At 44.2% G+C, this 24,251-nt stretch carries 16 protein-coding genes; 9 read left to right on the forward strand and 7 right to left on the reverse strand.

The window, feature by feature from the left end; translation table 11 throughout:
- Window positions 1–83: 83 nt before the first annotated feature.
- Window positions 84–980 carry a LysR substrate-binding domain-containing protein gene (locus tag ACXABW_RS16265; protein ID WP_252033947.1) on the reverse strand — a complete coding sequence of 299 codons (897 nt, stop codon included), beginning with the start codon at window positions 978–980 and terminating at the stop codon, window positions 84–86.
- A 436-nt stretch (window positions 981–1,416) separates the two neighbouring features.
- On the opposite strand from ACXABW_RS16265, the gene ACXABW_RS16270 reads away from it, so the two are divergent.
- The 3 genes from ACXABW_RS16270 (at window position 1,417) to ACXABW_RS16280 (ending at window position 4,344) form a co-directional block, all read left to right on the forward strand.
- On the forward strand, window positions 1,417–1,968 hold the full coding sequence (locus ACXABW_RS16270; RefSeq protein WP_252033949.1) for a CBS domain-containing protein: 552 nt from the start codon (window positions 1,417–1,419) through the stop codon (window positions 1,966–1,968).
- A 106-nt stretch (window positions 1,969–2,074) separates the two neighbouring features.
- Window positions 2,075–3,604, forward strand: coding sequence for a hypothetical protein (locus tag ACXABW_RS16275; protein WP_457526197.1), 1,530 nt, complete (start codon window positions 2,075–2,077; stop codon window positions 3,602–3,604).
- Window positions 3,605–3,855: 251 nt separating this feature from the next.
- Window positions 3,856–4,344: a DUF1097 domain-containing protein gene (locus ACXABW_RS16280; RefSeq protein ID WP_252033953.1), complete on the forward strand. Its 489-nt coding sequence runs from the start codon at window positions 3,856–3,858 to the stop codon at window positions 4,342–4,344.
- 152 nt (window positions 4,345–4,496) lie between these two features.
- Here the strand turns inward: ACXABW_RS16280 and ACXABW_RS16285 are convergent, their stop codons facing one another.
- Window positions 4,497–6,128: an ATP-dependent endonuclease gene (locus ACXABW_RS16285; RefSeq protein ID WP_457526200.1), complete on the reverse strand. Its 1,632-nt coding sequence runs from the start codon at window positions 6,126–6,128 to the stop codon at window positions 4,497–4,499.
- Between the two features lie 263 nt (window positions 6,129–6,391).
- Here ACXABW_RS16285 and ACXABW_RS16290 point away from each other — a divergent pair, with 263 nt between their 5' ends.
- The 4 genes from ACXABW_RS16290 (at window position 6,392) to ACXABW_RS16305 (ending at window position 14,891) form a co-directional block, all read left to right on the forward strand.
- Entirely contained in the window at window positions 6,392–8,131 is a 1,740-nt protein-coding gene (locus tag ACXABW_RS16290; RefSeq protein WP_457526202.1) for a bifunctional metallophosphatase/5'-nucleotidase, read from the forward strand.
- Window positions 8,132–8,501: 370 nt separating this feature from the next.
- The gene (locus ACXABW_RS16295) at window positions 8,502–9,635 is read left to right on the forward strand and encodes an exonuclease SbcCD subunit D (RefSeq protein WP_457526204.1); all 1,134 of its coding nucleotides are present in this window, start codon (window positions 8,502–8,504) and stop codon (window positions 9,633–9,635) included.
- Window positions 9,636–9,645: 10 nt separating this feature from the next.
- The gene (locus ACXABW_RS16300) at window positions 9,646–12,702 is read left to right on the forward strand and encodes an AAA family ATPase (protein WP_457526206.1); all 3,057 of its coding nucleotides are present in this window, start codon (window positions 9,646–9,648) and stop codon (window positions 12,700–12,702) included.
- A 149-nt stretch (window positions 12,703–12,851) separates the two neighbouring features.
- Window positions 12,852–14,891, forward strand: coding sequence for an ATP-binding response regulator (locus ACXABW_RS16305; protein WP_457526208.1), 2,040 nt, complete (start codon window positions 12,852–12,854; stop codon window positions 14,889–14,891).
- Window positions 14,892–14,964: 73 nt separating this feature from the next.
- On the opposite strand, the gene ACXABW_RS16310 is transcribed toward ACXABW_RS16305, so the two are convergent.
- Together ACXABW_RS16310 and ACXABW_RS16315 are read right to left on the reverse strand one after the other, a co-directional pair.
- The gene (locus tag ACXABW_RS16310) at window positions 14,965–16,164 is read right to left on the reverse strand and encodes an outer membrane protein transport protein (protein WP_457526209.1); all 1,200 of its coding nucleotides are present in this window, start codon (window positions 16,162–16,164) and stop codon (window positions 14,965–14,967) included.
- Complete coding sequence (locus ACXABW_RS16315) at window positions 16,154–18,295, reverse strand: Ig-like domain-containing protein (RefSeq protein WP_457526211.1); 2,142 nt, start codon at window positions 18,293–18,295, stop codon at window positions 16,154–16,156. Before ACXABW_RS16315 ends, ACXABW_RS16310 begins: the two co-directional genes overlap by 11 nt.
- A 306-nt stretch (window positions 18,296–18,601) precedes the next feature.
- On the opposite strand from ACXABW_RS16315, the gene ACXABW_RS16320 reads away from it, so the two are divergent.
- Both ACXABW_RS16320 and ACXABW_RS16325 read left to right on the forward strand, forming a co-directional pair.
- Complete coding sequence (locus ACXABW_RS16320; protein WP_457526213.1) at window positions 18,602–19,243, forward strand: winged helix-turn-helix domain-containing protein; 642 nt, start codon at window positions 18,602–18,604, stop codon at window positions 19,241–19,243.
- Window positions 19,236–19,718 (forward strand): hypothetical protein, encoded by a 483-nt coding sequence (locus ACXABW_RS16325; protein ID WP_457526215.1) that lies wholly within the window; start codon window positions 19,236–19,238, stop codon window positions 19,716–19,718. The genes ACXABW_RS16320 and ACXABW_RS16325 overlap by 8 nt, the downstream gene beginning before the upstream one ends.
- Before the next feature lie 100 nt (window positions 19,719–19,818).
- On the opposite strand, the gene cqsA is transcribed toward ACXABW_RS16325, so the two are convergent.
- The 3 genes from cqsA to clcA form a co-directional block, all read right to left on the reverse strand.
- Window positions 19,819–21,030, reverse strand: a complete 1,212-nt coding sequence (cqsA, locus tag ACXABW_RS16330; protein WP_457526216.1) for an alpha-hydroxyketone-type quorum-sensing autoinducer synthase — start codon at window positions 21,028–21,030, stop codon at window positions 19,819–19,821.
- Between the two features lie 291 nt (window positions 21,031–21,321).
- The gene (locus ACXABW_RS16335) at window positions 21,322–22,272 is read right to left on the reverse strand and encodes a TDT family transporter (protein ID WP_457526218.1); all 951 of its coding nucleotides are present in this window, start codon (window positions 22,270–22,272) and stop codon (window positions 21,322–21,324) included.
- Between the two features lie 98 nt (window positions 22,273–22,370).
- Complete coding sequence (clcA, locus tag ACXABW_RS16340; protein ID WP_457526220.1) at window positions 22,371–23,774, reverse strand: H(+)/Cl(-) exchange transporter ClcA; 1,404 nt, start codon at window positions 23,772–23,774, stop codon at window positions 22,371–22,373.
- Window positions 23,775–24,251 lie beyond the last annotated feature (477 nt).

Raw genomic sequence — 24,251 nt, forward strand, 5'->3', positions numbered from 1 at the left:
TCTATAGAATGCTTCGAAAGCTTATTACGAGCTATAAATCGATTAAAAAACCCAACGAATAACGTTGGGTTTTTTATTACCTGCTATTTGCGATTTTTCATCATGCGATGAGCTTCGCGCTTGATACATTCTAGAAGAGGGTGATCGCCCATTTCCGCACGCCAAATGAATGAGATGGCACGATCCATTTTCAGCTCTGGAACATTTAACGCTGCGAGTTCACCTCGTTCAATATGAGGAGCGACATCTAGAAACGGTAAGCAAGAAAGGTATTTGCCGTTCGCAACTAAGCTTCTAATGACTGGAACGTGAGAGTATTCACGCCATACATCGAGATCAGGAATTAAAGGCACCATGGCACTTTCAAAAATAGAACGAGTACCAGCTCCGCCTTCTCTAAGCACCCACTGTGCTTGCTCTAGCTGAGACAAACTCACTCGTTCATGCTTTGCAAATGGGTGGTGTGAGGCGCTGATAACAACCAGGTGATCGCGGAACCATTCTTCTTGATGAGTTCGAGTATCATCACAACGACCTTCAATAATGCCCAAGTCATATTTGTAATCGAGCACGCCTTGAATGATGCGGTTGGTACTTCTGACTTCTAGTGCAGTACGGATTTCTGGAAAGTCGTTATCAATTCTACTGATAAGCTCTGGGACCCAGTGCTCAGCAGGGGTTTGACTAGAGCCAATGTTGATGTTGCCACTGAAGAGATGCTGGTCATAAAACCCGATCTCAATTTGCTCTGCATCTTGTAGTAAACGCTTTGCTCTAGGGCGTAACCAGTTACCCCAGTGACTCAGCCGCATAAACTTACCCTGACGGATAAATAGTTCTCGGCCGAGTAGCTTTTCAAGTTGGCTCAGAGACATGCTTGCCGCCGATTGGGTAACAGCAAGCTTTTCTGCCGCCTGACTAACACTTCCCAATTCGGCAACGGCATCAAATACCGCAAGTTGTTTCAACGAATAGCGCAATTTTCTTCCTTTCATTACGGGTGGGAGGTGATCTAGATACGATTCTATATCAGAAAAGCTGATTAAGATATTAAAACATATCAATTAATACGTTATGAAATGCTTCCACCCTTTGTCTCTTAATTTGGGCCATAAACCCTTGCCAGTATTACATTTATGCTCCTTTTAAGTTGTTGTCTTTCATTATTGTTCTGAATGCGCTGAAAAGAATCGAATCACTATTTCTGATAGATGGAGGTTGGATGCAGAAAACTGAGTCTCTTTGGATTTGTATCAATAAAATTGAATCTAAAAATAAATAAAATCAAATTTACTAATACATTGGTGGTAAGTAACATGCATTCCAGCAGAGCAGCTTAGCCTGCGAATTTATGAGTTTTAACGAACCAATTTTTAATGAATTGACCGTATTTAAGGTTCAAATTAGGAGAACGTTATGAGTGCATTGTTAACTGTTAGCGACATTGTCAATCCACAAGCGCCGGTATTAACCGCAGATGCTAGCTTACCTGTTGCAATCGATATGCTGTTGAAGAATCAAATCAATGGGGCAGCGGTGTGTGACAGTGAAGGTAATCTGCAGGGTTTCTTCTCTGCTCACGATGTGATGGTAGAAATGTGGTGCCAAGATTACATCCCAGATCAGGATGTTACCGTTGGCAGCTTGATGAAGACTGATGTGGTGTCCATCAAAGCGAACGATCGACTCACCGATGTTATGGAGTTTTTGGCTCTGGACAAAGAACAACTTTATCCAACAACCAGTATGGGTTATGCCACGCGCCTGACAACCCTATCTGTAGAAGAGCGTGCTAAGTCAATCAAAGTGAATCGACCTCAGATTCTTCCAGTCGTTGATGCAGGAAAATATGTGGGAACCGTTTCGAGAAAAGAAGTATTGGCAGGCTTGCGTACTTTGTTTACAGATTCGGTAAGCCCTCCTGTTGAGCAGACTACAGCGTCAAGTATTGCATCGCCTGTAGCCTAATCGCATTTCACTTATTCAACAGTTTTTTCCGACTCGAACTGCCGAAAAGATACGAGTCTTGTGCATTTTAAACTAACAGTCGGGCAAAACGTTTACTGGAGTTCTAATGGAACAGTTTTCTCATCTCGCTGCGTTCAACCATTTCGTTTTGGCGTTTGTAGCGTTATCTATCATGGTATTGGTGGCTCGCACGATCGTCGCGGGTACTAAGTACTCATCACTTTTAGTGATTGTTGTGTTTGGCTTGGCGTTAGGTGCATTGTTAGTACAGACAGACATGGCTCAACCTGGGTTGGTAGATTTCCCGGTTATTGTCATGATGAGTCAAACCACGGTTATCGCACTGATTGCTTCGTTTTTTGTCGGAGGTCAGGAAATTAAACGCTTGCTGTCAAAGCAGGAGTTCAGTGAAGAGGGCTTCTTTACGCCTTCAAATAAAGAAGTGATATTAGGTACGAACACCACGCAGCTGACATTCATTATTCGCGCATTCTTGTTGTTACTGGGTATTGAAATGGCAGATGTTCTGATGTCAGGTCGCACAGCCGATTTCCAGCTGGGTGACTCGTATCTGCTGTTGGCGTACATCAGTTTAGCGATTGCATTTGTGCTCGTGGACAGCAAGGCGATTTTTGCTTGTAAACAATCGTATATTCGTAAAGGTTTCGTTGAAGCGGTGACCATTATCATCGTATTGAAAATTTCGCTTTGGTTATCAACGGTTGTGCAAGACATCATTGGTTTACCGCAAATCTTCTTTGCAATGATCCTTTCATCGGGGCTCGGTGTGATGCTGCCGAAATGGAAACTCGGCCCGACCATGAACTCATTATTGTTTGCGGGTATTCCATTAGTGTTGGCAGGCAGCTTCCTAGTCGGTGGCTCGCATATGCTTGAAGCATTCTCTATTCCAGGTTTACAGAGCGTAATCGTGTACGGTTTTGCAGGGCAAGTGTTCTGGATGTTTGGCGGCTTAGCGTTATTGATCTTTGTGGGTAAAGCAAATCAGCTTCGTAACCTCGCTCCAGGCATGGCTGGTGGATTGTCTCACTCAGGGCTAACAGGGGCGTGTACTGCGGGTGACTTCGGTAAAACTGCTGCCTCACGCGCGCCGATTATGATCAATATCCCGTTCGCTGGTCATATCTTTGTTTTCACGATACTGGCTGCTAGCGCGGAGAAAGGGACGCTAATGGTCGAATGGACGTTGCCGCTCATTCTGATTGGTGCCGCGTTTGTTGTACTTTCACTAAGAACATTGCGTCGTGCAAATGGCGATACCGCGGCAGAAGTAAAAGGCTTAATGCAGTTTTCTCTTGGCTGGCAAATCGTTGCGGTATTCGGTAGCTTCACGCTACTTAGCGTAGCGGGCATGTCACTTGAGCACGCTTCAATGTCAGCTTCATCTGGCTTATCGCACTTCGGCCTCTTTGCTGCGGTACAGGAGGGCATGTTTGGAGACACAGCAGCGAGTCTCATCACCTTTACTTTTGCAATGACTTTCTTAGTTCATCCATTGGTATTTGGGATGTTTGGTAAAGCGGCGGAACGTCAGGGTAAGATGGCCGAGAAAGTCGTGGGGATACTCGCAAGCCTAGGCTTAGCTGGTGTGCTTTACTCAACTGTACTCATTTAATTTTACCTCAGTTAAACGGTCAGCGAATGCTGGCCGTTTGCTATTTGACCTTTCTATTCGTTACTACATCTTATTATCGAATTCTGTTGAAAATTCGATTGCATCACACAAATAATGAAACAAATGTTATTTTCTGTATTTTAAGTGTGATCATGATCGAGTGAATATTACGACGGGTAGTTTAGTATTTCATCTTGATTCACTGATGCCGCTTAACCATTAGATTGCTGGGCGGTAATGCGAGGAAAAAGATGAGTACTTTAGTCGCTATTTCACTGACCACTGGGATTTTGTCTGGACTATGGGGATGGATCGCCATTTCATTGGGATTATTGTCATGGGCTGGTTTTTTAGGGTGTACGAGTTACTTTGCTTCACCTAATAGTGGGCTGAAAGGGCTGGCTGAAAGCCTTGTCACCAACATGACAGGCGTATTTTGGGCAATGGTGATTATTCATGCTTCACAATACGCTAGCTTAGATATTCTAGGTTATGTCATCACTGCTATTGTTGCATTTATGATGTGCATTCAAGCGAAGCAATCGTGGCTGGGCTACATCCCGGGTACATTTATTGGTTCGTGTGCCACGTTTGCGGCGAGTGGTGATTGGAAGCTTGTAGTGCCTTCATTGATCTTGGGTGGACTCTTTGGTTACCTAATGAAAGCGTCTGGGTTGTGGCTGCATCAGAAATCATCTCAACCAAAGTTAAGTACCGAGCAAGCGATGGAAACCCGCTAGTAGGGGGAGGCGTTAGCTGCAGGCTTAGTTTGGAACCCCCGATTGATTAGTATCGACTATTTCCTGATAATATTTTTAGATACAGGCACCCTATTTATTCAATAGAGTGCCTTTTTTATTACTCCGGTATGAGCAGGTATTACCGTTCGCCGTCACGTATTACCATTGGCCATAGTGACCACACGTTTTAATGTCCATCGAAGCAGTAGTGGGATGCATTCAACTCCGCGCTCTTCGCAATAGGAGACAATAGATAACGCGAGATCTGGCTTTGCATGTTTTTTAAGAACCCGAGTCACGACCTTCTTGGCTGGAATAGGGTGGTCGTGAGGGATTTTTATCATGTCTTTGAAGAAGTACTCAAACCCATTGGCGTATAAGTAATGTTCAATATCACGGTCTGGTAGTTCAGTAAGACGATGACGCTCTTGATCGTTGTCTAGTTGCCCACGTACCGCAGCGGCATATTTCTTACCTGCCGCATCACCATCAGTGACCACGTGCCAATCGATCCCAAATGCCTTAGCTACCTTAATCAGAGACTTTAAGCCAGACTGAGCAAACTCAATGATTTGCACGCCTTCTGCGGCGAGGTTATATCCACATTGGTTGGCCAGTTCGTTAAATAGCCAAACTTCGGTTTCACCCTCAACCAATAGCCAACAGCGCGCAAATAAAGCACCAGAGCGATGAAAACGAATATGAAATCCAATGCGCCTTAATTCGTCGTTATTGAATCCTTTCGAAGGGAGTGACGTTGCAATCGTTTTATCTGATTGACGAACTAACCGACGAATTGTCCCAAGCGGTACTTGCCCTAACAATTCACCACTATTGGTTGTGAGAATCTTCTGCATTGGCAAGAGCTGTAATAAGCTCCAAGCGCGTGCTAAATGCGTCGGGTGGAGCCTACCTTCAGGATCTTCCAAAATCAGAAGAGGGCGCGCGCAGCGGCGAAGATCTGTTGGGCCCTTTGCTTGTAAATACGCATTAAGAAGCCCCATCATAAGCAATCGTGTTTGCTTATTTTTAGTTTCTTCAACGACCTGAGACAGGCTTTTTTCGGGGTTAGCATTGCTAAAAAATAGCCCGTCTCGCTGCTTCCTTGGATTCTTCCTATTGTTACTTTTAAAGGAGAAGTAGTGCTCGACAAGACTGTTCATCGAATTGAGGCTGCTTCGCATCTCGCCTTTGTTAACGTGGCCTGGGATCGCCATCAGTCGTCGGCAGGTATTATTGATTCGTTTCTCTATGCGGACGTTATCGTTGTTGCTGGCAGAAAACGGGCGCTCAAAGCGTCGCGAATCTTTCAAGCGAATAACAGGATGAAGGGACATCAATTCTTGGGCTAGCTTTTCAGAGTGATGGAGTGGTAATGGGTTACCGTTTATGTCTAGAAACGCATATTTAGTCGTAATGTCGTATTCATCGCGCGTCGCACTGATTCGATAGTAAATTCGGTTAAGGTTGTTTTCGTCCGTCACCCAAATTGGCTTTATTTTTCGATATCGACCAGCCCGGATCTCTTTCTTATCCGTTGAGATGAGTGCGAGTACAATTTGAAGGTGCTGGGTTTGTGGATGGGCAACTGAGTAATCGACATGGAAATCTTGCATTTCGAATTGATAGGGTTCACCTTCAGCGGGAAGAGCGACAGACAAGGCATCCAGTAGTGAGGATTTGCCCCAAGTATTCTCACCAATTAATGTGGTGAGCTCTCCAAATGACAACGATAAACGTTTAATGCCTCTGAACCCTGAAATTTCAATTCGGTCTAACTGCATAGGCGGCTCCTGCCTTAGATTTACCCTGTGAGAGTGTCGGTTCTGCACGCTTTGTTCTTAAAGCATAATGTAAAAACTCAATATAAGCAGACTCTTAGCTCACAATTTCAGTGTTAACGATAAGTACCTTCAAAAAGTATTATTATTTATTAAACTAGACCCGTGAAACATCACGGAAATTTCTTTTCATAGTCGTTTCATAAAAGTCACGATTCTGTCATGATTTACACGCTAGGATGAAAGTGAAGAGAAGAGAGAAAAGAATGACGAAGACAGAAAATAAACCAGCAAGAATCATCCTGGCACACATCAATGATACTCACTCATATTTCGAGCCCACCTCTTTACAGCTCACGTTACAAGCGGGACAAGAAACACTAACGCCTTATGTGAGTGCTGGTGGTTTCGCTAGAATATCCACTCGTGTTAATCAGCTTCGAGATGATGCTGCCCGAATGAATCGAGGCTTTTTGTTTCTTCATGCCGGTGACTGTTTCCAAGGCACATTGTATTTCTCTTTGTTTAAAGGGCGTGCCAATGCTGATTTGCTGAACGCACTTAATATTGATGCGATGGCACTAGGGAACCATGAATTGGATATGGGTAACGAACCTGTTGCACAATTTGTGACTAAAACTCAGTTCCCGCTGCTCTGTGGCAATTGGGACTTATCGAACGAACGCGAAGAAAAAGCGCACGGCCTGAATGGTCATCATCGTGTTGTTAGTTACGACCCAAACAAACGCATCGCGAATTGGATAACAAAAGACGTGGGTGGGGAACCTATCGCTATATTCGGCTTGTCGCTGGATAAGATGACAGATATTGCCAACCCAGATCCTGATACGCCTTTTATCGACGCTTTATCAACCGCCAAAGCAACCATTGAAGAGATTCATCAAAGTGGCATCAATAAAATTGTATTACTCAGTCACCTTGGTTACGACGTAGACATCGCATTAGCCGGTCAGGTTGATGGACTGAGCGTTATTGTTGGCGGGCACAGCCATCGCTTACAAGGTGACTTTAGTGCTATTGGGCTAAACAAAGACGATGAATACGGGGTAAGGGTGAACAACACCTACATAGTTCAGGCGGGTTATCACGCGTTGAGTATGGGGCACAGCGTGATCGACTTCGATGCGTCGGGCAAGGTTGTTTCGTTTAATGGCAAGAACGAACTGCTACTGGGAAGGCGGTTGTTTTTGGATGCTAGCTTAAGTGAAGCTGGCACAGGCGAAGCCCATCAAGTTGCTTGCGATTTTCTAGGCAATCACCCTAACGTCGTTGTCTGTAAGAAAGATCCTCAAGTACAAAGTTTATTGACCCATAAATACATGCCACGAGTGAAAGCATTACAGGAGCAAGTCATTGCGAATGCAGAACATACACTAAGGCATGTTCGATTACCCGACGAGAAAGGGCCAAGCCAGTTAGCCCCATTGGTCGCAAAATCGTTCTGTCACGCTATGCGAAAGCGCGGCCATGACGTTGAGTTTGCTATCCATAATGCTGGAGGCGTTCGTAATTCACTTAATGCCGGTGACGTCTCCGTTGCCGATATTGCCGGAAAGTTGCTGCCATTTGCCGTACCGATTGGCACTTACCAGCTCAATGGGGAAGCATTACGAGATACCCTAGAGGGAGCAATTAACAATGCGCTAAACAACGGTGTCGAAGGGACGGGTTCTGGGTCATTCCCGTACACCCACAACCTCAAGTTTGATTACGTTGCGAGCAATGAAAAAGGTGAACGTATAGTGAACCTTAAGATACATGATGAGAGTCTAGGCTGGGTAAATGTTGAACAATCAAAGCTTTATACTGGTAGTTCATCGGCCTATACCATGAAAGGAAAAGAGGGTTACGACGCTATCCTACGTATGAGAGGTGAAGGGTGGGTAAGTACGGTGTCCATGGCCGACTGTTTTATCGAGTTGCTCAAAGATACACCTGAAACATTGAATCTTGAGCTAAGAGCAGCGTGCTCTTTGAATTGCTAAAGCCTCTGAACAGCCTTATCTAAGACATATTACGGTTTGGCATAAAGCTTGCTCAGCTTGTTTGAGTCTAACTGCCTTTTCTATGCAAAGAGGCGCAGATGAAAAGGGGAAGCTTATGTGGAGTAAGGATTGGGTAGATATTGCAGTCGTATTCGCCTGGGTAGGCGTTTGGTCTGCGCTAGTCTATTTCGTGCCACTTGGTGGAGTGTAATCTTTTCCAAGTAGCAGCCTTAATGGAACCGCCGCTGATTGGCTTTTTACGTGTGATTCTACGGTCTTGAGGCTGGTAGATGCATCGTTAATTAGATGAATCAGAGGCGGTTTCTTGCTATATTGAGCGCCATTTAGTATCAGCTTCTACAGGACTTGAATGAAGTTCATTCACACCTCTGATTGGCACCTTGGACGCCAGTTTCATAACGTTTCTCTTCTCGATGATCAAAAAGCCGTACTCGATGATCTCGTAGCCTACATGGCAGAAAACCCCGTCGATGCGCTTGTCATTGCCGGTGATGTGTATGATCGCTCGGTGCCCCCCACGGCTGCAATCGAGCTGATGAGTCAACTTGTCGAAAAGGTGTGTAACAAACTTTCGACGCCAATCATTCTTATCCCAGGAAATCATGATGGTGCTCAACGGTTAGGTTTTGCTGCAAAGCAGATGACCGATTCAGGCTTACACATTCTTAGCAACTTTGATGACATGTTGACTCCTGTCGTCATCAAAACGGAACAAGCGGGTGAAGTAGCATTCTTTGGTATGCCGTACAGCGATCCTGAACTTGTTCGACATCATTTTAAGCAGCCTGTTAAGGACCATGATGACGCTCATCGAATACTTGCTGAAGAAATCGTGGCTCGTTTTAGTAACAAACAACGTAACATTCTGATCTCCCATTGCTTTGTTGACGGCGCTATTGAATCAGAATCCGAGCGTCCGCTTTCTATTGGTGGTTCCGATAGAGTCAGCCATAGCCACTTCTTGCCTTTTGATTATGTCGCTCTCGGCCACTTGCATCAGCCCCAATACAAAGGAAAAGAGTACATCCGCTATTCGGGCTCGCTCATGAAATACAGCTTTTCCGAGCAGCACCAGAAGAAAGGCTTCACTTTGGTTGAATTGGACGCAAACGGATTTAAAAGTGCTCAGCATTTTGAGCTTGTTGCCCCTCATGAAATGAGAATTGTAGAGGGAGAGTTGGATGAGATTATCGTCAAAGGGAAAACAGATCCGAAAAGTCATGATTACTTGTTGGTGCGTTTGCTAGACAAGCATGCGATCTTAAATCCGATGGACAAGTTACGTTCGGTATACCCAAATGTTCTGCATATCGAAAAGCCTGGGATGTTAGTTGGTGTCGAACAACAGATGGCCAAAGCAAAGCTCGCCAGAAGCGAAGTTGACATGTTTAGGGATTTCTTTCTAGAAGCGCAGGATGCGTCACTTAGCGCGGAACAAGACGAAGCGATCAGCGGGATTATCAAGCAGCTCAACACTCATTAAGGCCAATACAATGAAACCTATTTCGTTATCCATTCAGGCCTTTGGCCCATTTGCTTCTAAAGAACATATAGACTTCACCAAGCTTGGTAGCAATCCACTCTTTTTGATTAATGGCCCTACAGGGTCGGGTAAAACGTCGATCCTTGATGCGATTTGTTTTGCGCTGTACGGCGAAACGACAGGCAATGAGCGCCAAGGTATGCAAATGCGAAGCGACCAAGCTGATATCGCGACCCCGACAGAAGTCACGCTTGAATTTTCGCTAAGCAACAAACGTTATCGAGTGACACGTTCACCCGAGCAGCAAGCCCCTAAAGCACGCGGAGAGGGGACAACGACCCGTAAACACACCGCCTCTCTGTATGACGTTACCGACTATGAACTTACGGCTGAAGATAAACTCATAACTAGCAAAACGGCGCAGGTCAAAACTGAAGTGACTGAGCTTATCGGCTTGAATGAAACTCAGTTTAGGCAGGTGATGGTGCTCCCTCAAGGCAAGTTTAGAGAGCTTTTACTCGCGAGCTCAAAAGAGCGTGAGGCCATCTTTGGTCAGCTGTTTCAAACAGATATCTACAAGAAAATCGAGTTTGCGCTAAAAGATAAGGCAGGTGAGATAGTTAAGGCCAAAGATGAGTTTGATAATCAGATCCGCGGCGCTCTAACGGTTGCTGAAGTAAGTAGTGAAGATGAGCTTCAAGAATTGGCCAGCCAGTTAACCGCTCGCGTTGAAACACTTCAGCTAGATGAACAAACAGCACAAAGTGAACAAAGCAGACTCAATGCAGAGTTACAGAAAGCTCAAGCGCTGAATCAAGAGTTTGCCAAGTATTCTAATGCTCAAGCCTCGTTAAAGCAGCACCTCTCTGAGCAAGAGCAGGTTCAGGTTTGGCAGAGTCGCTTAGCTTTGGCAAATCAAGCCAATAAGTTAGAGCTAGCTTACGTGACGCGTCAAAATGCAGAGAAGCAGTTTACTGAGCTTGGCCAACAAGATCAGCAGCTCAAAGCGCGTGTCGTCAATGCAAAAGCTGAGCTAACTGAAGCCGAGAAACAGCAAGAGAAGGCCAGCGAAGAATCTAACCAGCTTCCTCATCTAAGTGAGCAGTTATTTAGAATCGAACAAGTGAAAACCAAGTGGTCTGAAAAGCTCACTGCAGAAAAACAGCTATCCAGCTACGTAGCTGCGAAAGGAGAGCTTAATAAGACGTTAAGCCAATACATTAGCTTCAGAGACAAACTGAGTGAAGAAGCTCAGCAGTTAAAGCAAGATTTGGACAAGGCAAGGCTAGACCTTAATGAAAAAGTAAAGCTTGAAGCTGAGTTGGTGGCGCATCAAAGGCTACATTCCGACTTCATCAAGCTACAAGCGACGATTAGAGAGATTGGTCAACTTGAACAGCAAAGCCAAACTTTTGAGGCAAATGTAGTCAGTGCACGGAGCCTGTGGCATACCGAGCAGAAAACAGCAGACAGCCTAGAACTTAAATGGCATACGTCGCAGGCGTCAATCCTAGCGCAGAAGCTACAGCAAGGAGAAGCATGCCCGGTGTGTGGTAGTGAAAATCACCCGGCGCCCGCTCAATTTGTTGGTGAAGCTGTATCCAAAGAACAAGTTCAGGCGGCAAGATCCAATGAGCGAGATGCACTGAATAAATTTAATCACCACAATAACCTATTTGAACAGCACAAATCTCAACTGCTTGAAAAAGGAAAGCTACGGGATGAGCAGCAAGCAAATCTAGGTGAAACGACATTCCAAAGCATTGAATCAATTGACCAAGTGCTTACCGAGTTGGTGGCTAGGCTTGAGCAATTAAACAGCATTGATTTGGCGCAAATGGAAAAGGGCGTTGAGGAGCTCAACCAGCGATGCGTAACGGGCGATAACAAGATCAATGAAGTGCGAGAACAAATCTCGGCTAATGACAGTAAAGTTGAACTTCAGACAGCCCAAGTTACTTCTCTGGTTAATTCGATTGATCCACAATATCAATCTCTAGAAGATGTTGAGAAGGATTACTTGAACACTCAACAAGCGATCTCTCGAATCAATGCGAATGCAGAGCATGCTCAAAAAGCTTATCAGTCTGCGATGGTTGCCCACAATGAGTTGGACACTCAGTTTAAAACGAATCTTGAATACCTTGCTCAGGCGCAAAACGGTTTATCGGCAGCATCGTCCCAGTGGCTGGATAAACTTAAGCTAAGTGACTTCGAGAGTGAAGAGCACTATTTAGCGAACCGACATTCAGAGCAAACCATTGAGCAGTGGCAGCTAGGGGTTCAGCAATTCTCAGAAACAAAAGCTCGCCTGGAGCAGACGATTTCTGATCTGGAGTCTCAGCTGAAAGATGTCGAGCAACCACAATTAGAGCAGCTGACAGTGCAACTTTCACGACAAGAGCTGGTCTATAATCAGGCTCGAGAGGCTTTGGATACTGCGAAATCGCAATATCAGCGAGTTGTTAAAGTCGGCCAAGATATTGCGATACTTCATCAGAAAAATGAGAAGCTGGAAGCCGACTATAAGGTGTATGGCACTTTGTATGATGTTGCTAGTGGTAAAACAGGTAGCCGAATAAGCCTGCACCGTTTTGTACTCGGAGTGTTGCTCGATGATGTATTGATTCAGGCTTCTGGGCGTTTGAATATTATGAGCAAGGGGCGCTATCGATTGGTTCGTAAGACGGAAGGCTTTAAAGGTGCCGCAGGTCGAGGACTAGACCTCTCTGTCGAAGACGGCTATACCGGAAAAAATCGCGATGTGGCGACTCTTTCAGGCGGGGAGTCCTTCATGGCTGCACTTGCTCTCGCGTTGGGGTTATCGGATGTCGTGCAATCTTATAGTGGTGGTATCCGTTTAGACACGCTTTTCATCGATGAAGGCTTTGGTAGCTTAGATCCCGAGTCGCTTGAGTTGGCTTTACAAACGTTGATCGATTTACAGCAAGGGGGGCGAACAATCGGCATCATTTCCCACGTGAGTGAGCTCAAAGAGCAAATGGCACTTCGGATTGACGTGAATTCGAGCCGTTCTGGCAGTCAGATTAGAGTGACGAATGCCTAATAACGCTGAGCCTCACTGCTTTAAATAGCGATCTGCTTAAAATTATTTGCGGTGTTATTCATTGTGCATATTAAATTAAGTGCACCAATGCAGTTTTGGCTATACAGTTAATAACAAAGGACTATTGAGTAGTTGCCAGTGTACAACAGATGGATGTAGTAAAGAAAATCTATCATTATGCGGAGCCTAACCTTACGTTAGTAGGGTGGATGGGCTTTGTAGGCTTCCCTGTATACTACTACATCTGGGCGTTCATGTTTCCACAGCCCTATGAGTCAATGTTGCTTCGTGGCTTTTGCGCGGTTGTTCTTCTCGTACTAGCGCTGCGTGACTATATTCCCAGTTACCTACAAAAATACCTACCGTATTATTACGTTGCTACCATAACGTTCTGCTTGCCATTTTTCTTCATGTTTATGCTTCTGATGAATGATTGGTCAACTGTGTGGGTTATGTCCTTGATGGCGTGTATCTTTCTACATGTGCTGTTAGTGCATGAAAGTAAAGTGCTGTTTTTACAGACGATCCTTTCCATTATTGCTGCTGCACTGACTACATGGACGATAAAAGGTGAAATTACCTACAACATGGTCATGTGGCCATATATTCCAATCTTCTTGTTTACCTATGTATTTGGTAATTTGTTCTATTTCCGTAATCAAGCGGAACACGAATCGAAGGTATCGATAGCCAAAGCTTTTGGTGCTGGTATTGCACACGAAATGCGCAACCCTCTCAGTGCATTAAAAACGTCTGTCGATGTAATCCAAAGTACGTTGCCGAATGGGCATGACAGAAGCTCGGATAGCTATACGATTTCAGCAAAAGATCTCGAAGTCGTGACGGAGTTGCTGGAAGGTGCTGATGAAGTGATTAGAAACGGCAACGAAGCGATCGATTTATTGTTGACGTCTATCGACAAAAATCGAGTGTCCAACTCTACGTTTACACGTCATTCAATTCAGCAAGTCATTGAAGACACTCTCAATAGTTACCCGTATAAAAGTAAATCCGCTAAAAATGTCGTGTCGTTAAAGGTTGTTGATAACTTTGAATATTTTGGTAGTGATTTATTGTTGAAGTATTCTTTATATAACTTAATGAAGAACGCATTTTATTATCAAAATGACAGTGAATTTCAAATCACCATTACATTGTATGAAGATGAATGGCACAACAGGCTAGTATTCAAAGATAATGGTATCGGCATCGACGAAGACAGCCTAGACCAAATATTCAATGATTTTTATACTCATGGTAAGAATGGTAGTTACGGCCTCGGCCTACCGTTTTGTAAAAAGGTGATGAACTCTTTTGGCGGTAACATTGAATGTCGTTCGGAGCTTGAACAGTGGACGGAGTTTACGTTGACCTTTCCTAAGTACCAATCACGTGAAGTGCAATCAATTAAGTTGGATTTAATGAGTGCGCGTAGCGTCCTGTATATGGGAGAGTCGAAACCAATTATCCGCAAGTTTAATGAGCATGCTTTCTATCAAGGCTTCACGTTTAAAGCGATTTCGCCTGAGCAAGCATTAGGGTTGGAAGAGTACGAGTTTGAGTATGACTTGTTGCTACTCGATTTGGATAGCTTCAATGACAATGCTTTATCTATGATTGAATCTAAACTTGGCTTCACCGTTGGTAAGCTTGCCTACCTATATGATGAGAACAAGCATTACACTGGCAATTGGAATCGATTCCTGGAGATTTACCCTACCTCAAAACAGAGTGTAATAGAGAACGTTGGTAAAGTTCTGGATGGGTTGATTTTCGATGCTCATCATGCCAATCGTGGAGATATCCCTTCTCGAGAAGTGAACTATAACAAAACCATCTTACTTGCAGATGATAACGTTTCTCTGCGCAGTTTGACTTCCATCTTGCTATCTAAACAAGGTTATCATGTTGTGGAAGTGTCTGATGGGGCAGAGGCGATTGATACGCTCGAGAACAGCGATATCGACTTAGTGATCTTAGATATTGATATGCCAGTAAAGGATGGTTATACCGCAGCCTCTGATATTCGCAATTCAAGTAAAAGTTTTGCATCGATTCCAATCATTGGTCACACCGGAGACAGTTCACCGGAAAGCATTGAAAAAATGCAACTGGTTGGAATGAACGACTACCTTATCAAGCCGGTCAGTAAAGATAATTTGCTGGAAACATTAGAGAATTATTTGTAGTAGATAAAAACTGGCTCGACATCCTTGTCGAGCCATGAACAACGCGGTTTAAGAGTTGAACGTCTTAATGAGGTTAGAACTTGTGTTGGTACTGAAGACCAAATAGTACAGCGCCAGTTGAAATGTCGGACGTAATGTTGGTGTACGTATCAGGGATGGTCGTTAAACTTTCATCGACCTGAGTTTGCTCTCCAAACAAGAAACTTACCCCCAAATCAACTGAACTAGCTTTCGTGAAGTGATAAGTGCCTCCAAATGCTAACCAGTGTCTATCTGAATCAGGGATAGACAGTGAGGTAAGTTCATCTACCGGGCTCATGTCGTACATGTAGCCAGCTCTCAACTCGACTTTTTCAGAAACGGTGTGGGTTGCGCCAACAGATAGGTGTCCAGCATCTTTCCACTGGTATTCTTTGATTGCGTCACTGTATGAATCTGAAGTAAGAGAATCAAATTCTGACCAGTTTACCCATTGCAGACTGTAGTGGACTGCCCATGTACTATTGAGTTTGTGCCAGCCGGAGAACTCTGCCATATCAGGCAAAGGGACATTCATTTTGTCAGCAGGTACGCCAGCTTTGGTGATTGTGCCTTCCACTTCAATGTCTGGACTATAACGGTAGGCAAACCCAAACCGATTATTGTCGTTGACTTGATAGGTTGCCCCAACGTTTGCACCAATACCAATACCATCAGCATCAATATCGACCAATCCTTTGCGATAAATTTCTCCAGCACCGTAGATCACGTCAATGCCTGCACCGATGTTGAACTGTTCGTTGACTTCATACGCTAGTGCAACACCCGTGTTTACGCTTGTCAGGGCTGTGGTACCTGAGAACTCATCTGCGGAGAACGAATCGTCAAACTCGATAGTCGTGCCGAAGTTAGAGTGAACCGTAAAACCTAAGGTGAACTTAGAGTTTTCTAGCGGGTGAACGTAGTGCAGGTTGGGCACTAATGTACCTGAATCAAGGGTTGTGTCTGCGAGTTGAGTCGTATCCCCAACCAGAGGAGTGTAACTGATGTTAGACGCTTCAACGGAACTGTCGATATAGACCGCTCCAACAGAAATGGTCGGTTGTTCGAGATATGCCATGGCTGCAGCGTTCTTAGACACAATGGCCGCGCTATCCGCAATGACGGCGTCTCCCGCGAAAGCACGCCCTAAACCGGTTGCAGATTGAGCATTAAGCTGAAAACCAGCCGCCTGAGAAATACAAGGAACGAGTAGGGCACATGAGCCTAAAATCTGAATAGGTTTATTCTTCATCGCTTGGTACCTCTGTCTCGATGTGTTCAATATTCTCGATTCGAACCGCGTGAGAATCACTACGAACCATAGATCTCACTGCGATTTTCTGAGTGTTATTGGCGTCCATAACAAACTTCATTGTTTCGCCCTCTGGGAAGCCCGGCAGGCCTGTTTCATCCATAGGTCCCTCATAAGGGAACAAGTATGTACCGTGTCCACCTGTGATTGCTCTAATTACACCGCGGGTATGTGGTTGAATGTTGTAGGTATCTACTAATGGATCGAGGTCGAGTGCTTTGATTAGTGGGTCTGTACCTGTTCTGATGTTGTTTGGCGCTGAGTTTGGCACGACAGTATCTGGCATGTACTCACCCACCTCACATGTCTCACCACAGTTTCCAACGGCTTCAATAAGCAAGGTTGGTTGTTTGTACCACACTTGGTCGCGAGTAAAGCTTGCTGGGTCTGAACTATCAATCGTTGACTGTACGCCTTGAAGAAGCCCTGGTTCGATGAGCGTATAAATGTCGTCTTCTAACTGTGTGACAGTTATTGCGTTTTCTTCAGATACGTCGACAAAATCGCGTAGCGCTTCAATACACTCTTGGTTGCTTGCACTTGCAGTACAAGTATTTGGTATCACGGTTTCTGCGATACTGCGTTGAACATCAGGCGATTTTTTTACTGCCGTTGACATTTCAGGACCGAGGGTTTTCGAGCTTAACGTTAGATTGGTTAGACCTTGCCCAGGTACTACAAAGTTGGCAGTCTTTAGTGAAAAATCAGGATGGTTTTGGGTGAATTCAGTAATCATTACCGACATGATTCCACCAAGTGACAGACCTACCAGATGTACATCATCATTCTTTACCCAAGGCAAAGAGTTAAGTGCGTACCTAAGCCCTAAGAAGTCAGATACCGATTGCTGAAGGTTGGAACGCAGAGCTAAAGGCGAATCAATATTAATGAAGAACGACTTGTTGGCTCTGGCACTGATTTCTACGCCGTTGATATCATGACGCACACGAGTGCCATGGTAAGGCATATCAATAGCGACAACCGCTATCCCCTTTTGGGTGTAGTCTGCCGCCATTAGAGATGTATCGTCTTTTTGACCTGTTACACCGTGAACAAAGATAACTACAGGTATTTCATCGTTAACCATATCAAGGTCTTTGGGGGCATAAACATTGACTTCGATGTCCTGCATTTCAACGACTTGCGGCAATGGATTGTTATAGGTAGGGAAGCCATCCTGTTCAGTTGTCATCCACTCATACAGCGGAGGACATGCTGGTTTAGGGTCGAACTCATCAATCACACATTCTTCTTCTCTGTCTTTCGTAAACGGTAAATAGAAAGGTGCATTGAGTGTGTAGGTGAACAAATTGTATTTACGATTCTTACTCTCTTTAAGGGGCGCAGCGCTAGAGAGCGTAGTTTTCGAGATATGATTGTCTCGCATTGCATCAAGCGCTGAATATGAACTTTGCGTTGTAAACTGCGCCGCATAGACAAATCCAGCGCTGCTACCGTGATGATTCATTGCTGCAAAGACTTGTTGCTGTAGCTCTTTTTGCTCGTCATCTAAGTCTCCTTCTGATGCGCTAATCAGATTGAGAAAAGAAGCGTCCGCTTGTAGGGGGTGATTGAAATCTGTTCTCACACCGTCTGTGACCACTACGCTGTAGGTTGTAGCCGGTTGCAAGCTCTGCTCACACTGAATTTTAATCGTTGAGCCATCCGCAGATATTTGTGTTGGGACTATGTCGCCGTCTTCATCGTATAGAGCGACATTCCCATCAAGTGAATCTGGATCCAAAGGAAAGCGCTTCTCAGAATCTGCACTTTGCAATGGGATCAAAATAGGCTCAGCACAAAGACCCCAACCATCCAAAGCGGCGTAGGAGTTGTTGTAGTCTTGATAGTAGGGGTGTTGCTCTGATGCTGAATACCCAGATGGTTCATTTACACCTCGGATAGTGTTGTCATCATCGTATCCATAACCATCATTTGGTTTAGGCAGTTCTCTAATGTCGTAGGGTACATAAACAGACACTGGTTCTTGAACTGAACCTTCGTCCGAATTACATCCAAATAGTGATAAGCCTACGAGAGCGTATATATATTGTCGTTTTAAATAGAGCAAAATGACTCCTTATTTTTATCGCGCGTACAAATATATGTGGAGGAGAAACGGGCGGAGAGCGGCCCGCGTTTGTTGTATGTCTGCTTGTTACGGCTCAGCTATCAAGCAATGCTGGAGTATGCCAATAGGAAAGGGAGATACAGCCTCAAACATGCTTATTGAGGATAAAGCGGTTCTTATGTTGAGGCTTTTAGGTTGTTTTATATGACTTTAGAAAGCTTGGTAAGCACATAAATTGCTTCAGTTTATACCGATGAAGTTATTTGTTATATTCCTGCTTCATTGTATTAACACCAAGAAGAGCTCATGTCGGAACACTTCATCATCAATAGTGATATCCAAGTGAATCTGGATAAGTCGGAAGTTCAGCACCGAATCTCTGGGCGCACCTATCGATTAGGCTCAAATGAAGTGGCTTTGTTGATGTATTTCTTTCAGCGCCCAAATGTAGTGTTGGCTAGGCAAGAGTTAATAGAACAAGTTTGGTTATCAAAAGGGATTCACGTTGAAGACGGAAGTTTGATGCAGACTATTTCTGTATGCCGAAAAGCGCTTGAAGATAGTGAAGGCAAGATAATTGTGACTGAGCGCGGCAAAGGGTATATTTTTTCGGCTCAACTTGAACGAGAAGATATCTCGGTAGAAGCGGCACAACCTGATACCCATGAGGGCCTTCTGCTTACACATCACTTTGTGGCGCTATTAGTTTTGGTGACGGGACTGACGGCATTTTTGTCATACAGCTATTTTTCGAAAAGCAGCTTCAAACCAGAGGAGGTATTAGAGATTGAGCAATACAGCTCATGCCAAATTGATACAGATAGCCTATCATTTAGTACACTAGATGATGTGACACTTTACAAATACAAAAACAAGCAGATTTTGGTCGATCGCGAAGGGCGTTCGTTCAGTTTCCCTCCAGGTAGTGAGGAGGTGAATTGTGATTAAAAAAGGGATGCTTCTAACGCTTGCGGTCGCTATCGGTGTTGTAGTTGGCTGGGGTATTTCACAGTATTCAAACTCCCATATTCAAGGTCACTACTTTGCGCGTTCCGCATCTATATATAAGTCGGAGCAAGGAAATACGTTCAATGAGTCCTCAGTCAATGTCGAGTTCAAGACCAATGGCCACTATGATTTGCTGTACTTAACGAGTAAGCAGGTTGGTTTTACTTCCTCCGGTCAATATATTGTGTCACCAGTAAGCATTTCTTTGCAGGAAGACAATCACGATAAGATCATCCCGAGCAGAGAACTGGCGTTTTATGAGCAGGTCATGGTCAGTCAAGGTGCGATTTTATCTAGCGATATGATGGAATACGTTAAGCTCAATGAATTTGAAATTTTGCTGATGACTCAATATGGCATTACCCATTTTTGCAAAGGTACGCCATGCTCTGAACTAGAACGATATTCCCACTAGATGGTAAATCGTCAATTCGAACAGAAACAACAGTATGACAAAGCAGCCAAATAGGCTGCTTTATTGTTTCACTCACACAGTGTAATAAGAACCAATAAAATTAACTGGCTTGTTTGGGCTTGGTGGCAAACGAATTCTGATGCGCAAAATATTTATCGTACGCATCACTACAAACATTAATTAAGTGATCAATTTGCCCGTCTGTTAATTGGCTATCAATCGATAATCTAATAACGTTCTTATTATTAGGTGTTGCTGGTGGACAAAATACCGAACCAAACACACCATGACTTTCTAAATAGTCCCTCACTATTCGGGTTTCTGTGTTTCCACCAGTCTCTAACGCTATGATTTGTGTTTCACTGCGAATATCGAACCCTATGCCTCTTAAAGCGTTCCGAATTCGTTTCGCGTTCTGATGAAGCTTATTTCTCGCAAGGTCACTGCCGCGTATCACTTTTAACGTTGCTTCAATTCGTTCTAATTCATGTGTCATCACTGCTGAGCTAAATATAGATGGGAACGCGACATAGGGTAAGCAATCGCCAAATCGATTGTTACACCAAATGGCTCCTGCCCGGTAGGCAAAGGTTTTGGCCAAACTGGCGGTTAGAAAGTCCACTTGTTTCGTTAATCCATGTTCTTGCAACAAGCCAGCCCCAGAAGGACCGTGGGTGCCGAGCGAGTGTGATTCGTCTACAACAATTGCGCAGTTGAGTTCGTTACAAGTCGCAATAATCTCTTCTAAGCGAGCGATGGTACCAAGGGTGCTGTAGACCGAATCTATCAGCACAATGCCCGGGCCGTTACGGTTTATCAACTTTTTCAAATGGCGAACGTTGTTGTGCATAAACGGGTGGATGTTGGCACCAGCGATTCGAGCACCTTCCCACAATGACATGTGAGCGAAGAAGTCGATATATACGTTGGTGCTGCTGTCGCAGATAGTTTGGAGCAATCCTACGTTGGCAGTCCAACCAGATGCACTGACGATACAAGAATCGAAACCAACAAATCGAGCTAATTGTTGTTCAACTTGCTTGTCGAGCCCATCGGCTTGAAGAAACACATTAGACATAAAAGGTGTGCCTTTTTTAGACGCTAATGATCGGATCTGAGCGTCTATTATGTCTGGGTGGTACGACAAATTAAGATAGTCGTTGCTTTGAAGGTTAATATCCGTTTCTTGGGGTGCTAAGCCTAGGACTAAGTTACGACCTGTGTCTTTAGTGTCTAGCAGAGAATCAATAAAGAAATTAAGGCGCGTATCAACAAATTCCGGTAAGCGGATAGGAGTATGCAAAGTATTCATAGTTATACCTTTAATATTTTTGAATCAGTGCCAGCTGACAAGGTATTTATGAACCGGAATTTTATGTACGTCGATGCACAATATTTAATTTATTGCGTATGATTACAAATAAAAATATTGATACTTTCGTTTTTAATACAGTTGATTAGGGTTTTGGACCTATAATTTGATTTAAATCGTTGAAATATAATTAAATATATCAGATGTGAAATATACACGAATGAACGTGCTTTGCTAAATTAAGAGTGTGATCTTAGTTCTAATAGCAACAGGAAACGGAATATATTTTTGTTAAGCCTTACTCAATTCAGGCCAATACATTTTTACATAGTCCACAGATACCCAAATTACCAAGCCTGTCGCGATCGAAAGTTCCAACAAACCGAAATTATGAAGCCAATGCCATTGTGGGTGGTATTGCTCGAAGAATGAGGTAAGCCGGTGCATGGCGACGGCGCTGATCACCGATGGGAACGTCACTGCGGCAATCGATGGTTGGAATTTCAAACGTATTAAACGGATGTAGCACAGGTAAATCAGCAGTGTCATAGTAATCGCGATGCCCGCTAACGCGCCTGTTAAGATAGGGTCTGGCTCATGGAAGTTAACGAGATAACTGGCGAGTGTTAAATTGATCGGCGCAGCCATAATAGCCAGGGTTGGACGAGCTCTACGAGGTAAGCTGCCTTCAAACACTAAGCGATAAAGCACTAGTGGTAACATGAAGAAGTAAATCGTGATGCAGATATTAACCAAAGTGGAAGAAAACACATCATGGCCAAATTGAGTGCCAGCTAACGAACTACTGATGAAACCAACTGGATACAAAAACCAGCTTGGGACTATATTAGACATCTTGAAGTTAGTGAGTTGGAACCCAAAAAACATAATCATCATTGTGCAATGAAGTAATATCGCGGCAAACCACATAGGGTAAGCAATAATCGGCGATATCTCGGCCAAGTAATCACAAAGCATCAGTAACGACATGCTCATTGGCGCCATTAAACTACCACTTAAAGGGTGGCGAATGTCATTAATAAATGTGGAGTAGCTGGTGAAGTATTTGAGCAGAACGGGCAATAGCAGTAATGCGCCCATCGTTGCCAAATAAGGGCGTATTGGAATACCTACTTCTGGAATGTACAACGCCCACGCATGCCCAAGACCGATCATCCCCAGCGCCAACGCAGCCTGAGAAGGGGGAACATTTTGAAATTTTGTGAGACGTTTCCAGTTCAACTCTTACTCCATGAGCCTAAATAGATTAGAAAGATAGTGCCAACAGGTATGTGTGGTGAAGGCGAGAAATAGTAACAATTTCACTGCTGATGAAGCAATTAACTCTTAGGCTCGCTAGGCAGATCTTCCTGCCTCAACTTCTCATTTTTCAAAGTTCTACGAAGCAATTGGCTATATATTGGTTGGCCGCCAAGTAATTGAGCAAAAATAACGGCCCCTAAACTGGTAATAATTAAGGGCAGAATTAGGTAGTAATTGTTGGTCATTTCTATCACCAGCAATATTCCTGTAATAGGGGCTCGAACGGTAGCGGCGAATAATGCGCCCATACCTGCAATAGCAAACATGCCAGGTACGATATCGAGTTCTGGAAAACTACCCTTAGCAATAACGCCAAATGCATAGCCAAACAGGGTACCTAAAGCTAACATCGGCGCAAAAATGCCACCTGGTGCCCCAGAGCCAAAGCAGATCATGGTGGTGAGTATTCTTCCTAAAAATAAGAGTAAAAGGAAGCTAGCGCCATACCCACCATTAGTAATGGTGGGTATCAGCCCGATACCGCCACCGGTAAGTTCAGGTACGTAAATAAGTAGTAGGCCAAAACAACCACCAATTAATGAGCCGGTGATCAGATAGCGTTTACGGTCATTTTGATGGATGCGAGTAAAAATATCTTGTGACAATGTCACTAGTCGATTGAATAAGACGCCAAATACACCGAATAGTGCACCGAGCAATAAAAACAGCCATAGGGCTGGTATCTCGGGAGCTTGATACTGCGGCATCGTTATAACGGCGTCTTGGCCATTGATGTAACGGAATACAATGTTCGCGGATACAGCCGATATGATCACTGCTCGAATAGAAATCAACGAATAGCGAAATTGCGGACGCATTTCTTCAACCACAAACATGATGCCAGCAAGTGGTGCATTGAATGCGGCGGCCAAGCCGCCAGCAGCGCCCGATGCTAATAGGGAGTGTTTGGTGTCGTCGTTACTAACCTTGAAGATATCCGTCACCATCCGGCCAATAGCACCGCCCATTTGAACCGTTGGACCTTCACGACCTAGTACCATCCCTGAGCCTAAAGCGCCCATACCACCGAAAAACTTTACTGGAATGACACGCCACCAGCGTACGGGTCTCATTCCATCCATTGCACCTTCAATCTCTGGAATTCCGGAGCCAGCAGCTTCTGGAGCAAACTTGTGTACTAGGTAATATCCAACAAACGCAAGTAGGGCGCTGATAATGAAAGCGGTCAGCCAAAGCGGAATTGCGCTGCCGATTTCACTCTTTAACCACTCTGTACGGGTCTCTGACACAAAATGAACGGCAATTTCGAAATAGGTTCCAACTAATCCAGCTAAGATACCGACAATGAGAGACATTGCTAATACTGAAAATGGGGTTTTATCTGAAGAAAGAAATTGGTTAATCGCATCTTTAGGCATGTGCGCGAGTAGTGAAAGCTTCAATTTCTCTCTTTTGGTCATTTAAGGAAGGCCTCTGGCATTTAATAAGACTAGGAAATCATACCTTTGAATTATACGCTTGAGTTGGTCTAACTATAGCGACATATTTGCAATATTGATTTTCAATTATCGTGATTTGACCTATGCCACATTCTTGAAAATGAAACATGCAGTGGCTTGTAATTTACCTATCTTGAGCCATAGTTAAGTTGTAAGGCAATCTGAACCGACTCGCAGGGAGGACACAAATTGGCCTTACCTACAATTTGGATGGATTCAAACTAATCAAATCTAGATCCTCGTAACAGTTCAAGTCGCATCAATAGACGTCTTGATTCGCAAACTCACGATTGAGTAACGAGGGATAAGGCGCGCTCTTAGTAGTGCGCCTTTTGTCGTTTTAAATGGTCAAAAACAGATGGATGTTTGCCGCACTCAAACACACTTTCTTGAGCTAATTGGGTATACTTACCAAATGCTTAGCCTTTACAGATAGGA

It is taken from the genome of Vibrio paucivorans, from assembly GCF_054053395.1.

Bases quoted from the DNA above. Each gene is read 5' to 3' on its own strand.
- ACXABW_RS16270 (WP_252033949.1), top strand. From the start codon at position 1,417: ATGAGTGCATTGTTAACTGTTAGCGACATTGTCAATCCACAAGCGCCG.
- ACXABW_RS16295 (WP_457526204.1), top strand. From the start codon at position 8,502: ATGAAGTTCATTCACACCTCTGATTGGCACCTTGGACGCCAGTTTCAT.
- cqsA (WP_457526216.1), bottom strand. From the start codon at position 21,030: ATGAATACTTTGCATACTCCTATCCGCTTACCGGAATTTGTTGATACG.
- ACXABW_RS16280 (WP_252033953.1), top strand. From the start codon at position 3,856: ATGAGTACTTTAGTCGCTATTTCACTGACCACTGGGATTTTGTCTGGA.
- ACXABW_RS16300 (WP_457526206.1), top strand. From the start codon at position 9,646: ATGAAACCTATTTCGTTATCCATTCAGGCCTTTGGCCCATTTGCTTCT.
- ACXABW_RS16290 (WP_457526202.1), top strand. From the start codon at position 6,392: ATGACGAAGACAGAAAATAAACCAGCAAGAATCATCCTGGCACACATC.
- ACXABW_RS16305 (WP_457526208.1), top strand. From the start codon at position 12,852: ATGGATGTAGTAAAGAAAATCTATCATTATGCGGAGCCTAACCTTACG.
- ACXABW_RS16320 (WP_457526213.1), top strand. From the start codon at position 18,602: ATGTCGGAACACTTCATCATCAATAGTGATATCCAAGTGAATCTGGAT.
- ACXABW_RS16310 (WP_457526209.1), bottom strand. From the start codon at position 16,164: ATGAAGAATAAACCTATTCAGATTTTAGGCTCATGTGCCCTACTCGTT.
- ACXABW_RS16275 (WP_457526197.1), top strand. From the start codon at position 2,075: ATGGAACAGTTTTCTCATCTCGCTGCGTTCAACCATTTCGTTTTGGCG.
- ACXABW_RS16285 (WP_457526200.1), bottom strand. From the start codon at position 6,128: ATGCAGTTAGACCGAATTGAAATTTCAGGGTTCAGAGGCATTAAACGT.
- clcA (WP_457526220.1), bottom strand. From the start codon at position 23,774: ATGACCAAAAGAGAGAAATTGAAGCTTTCACTACTCGCGCACATGCCT.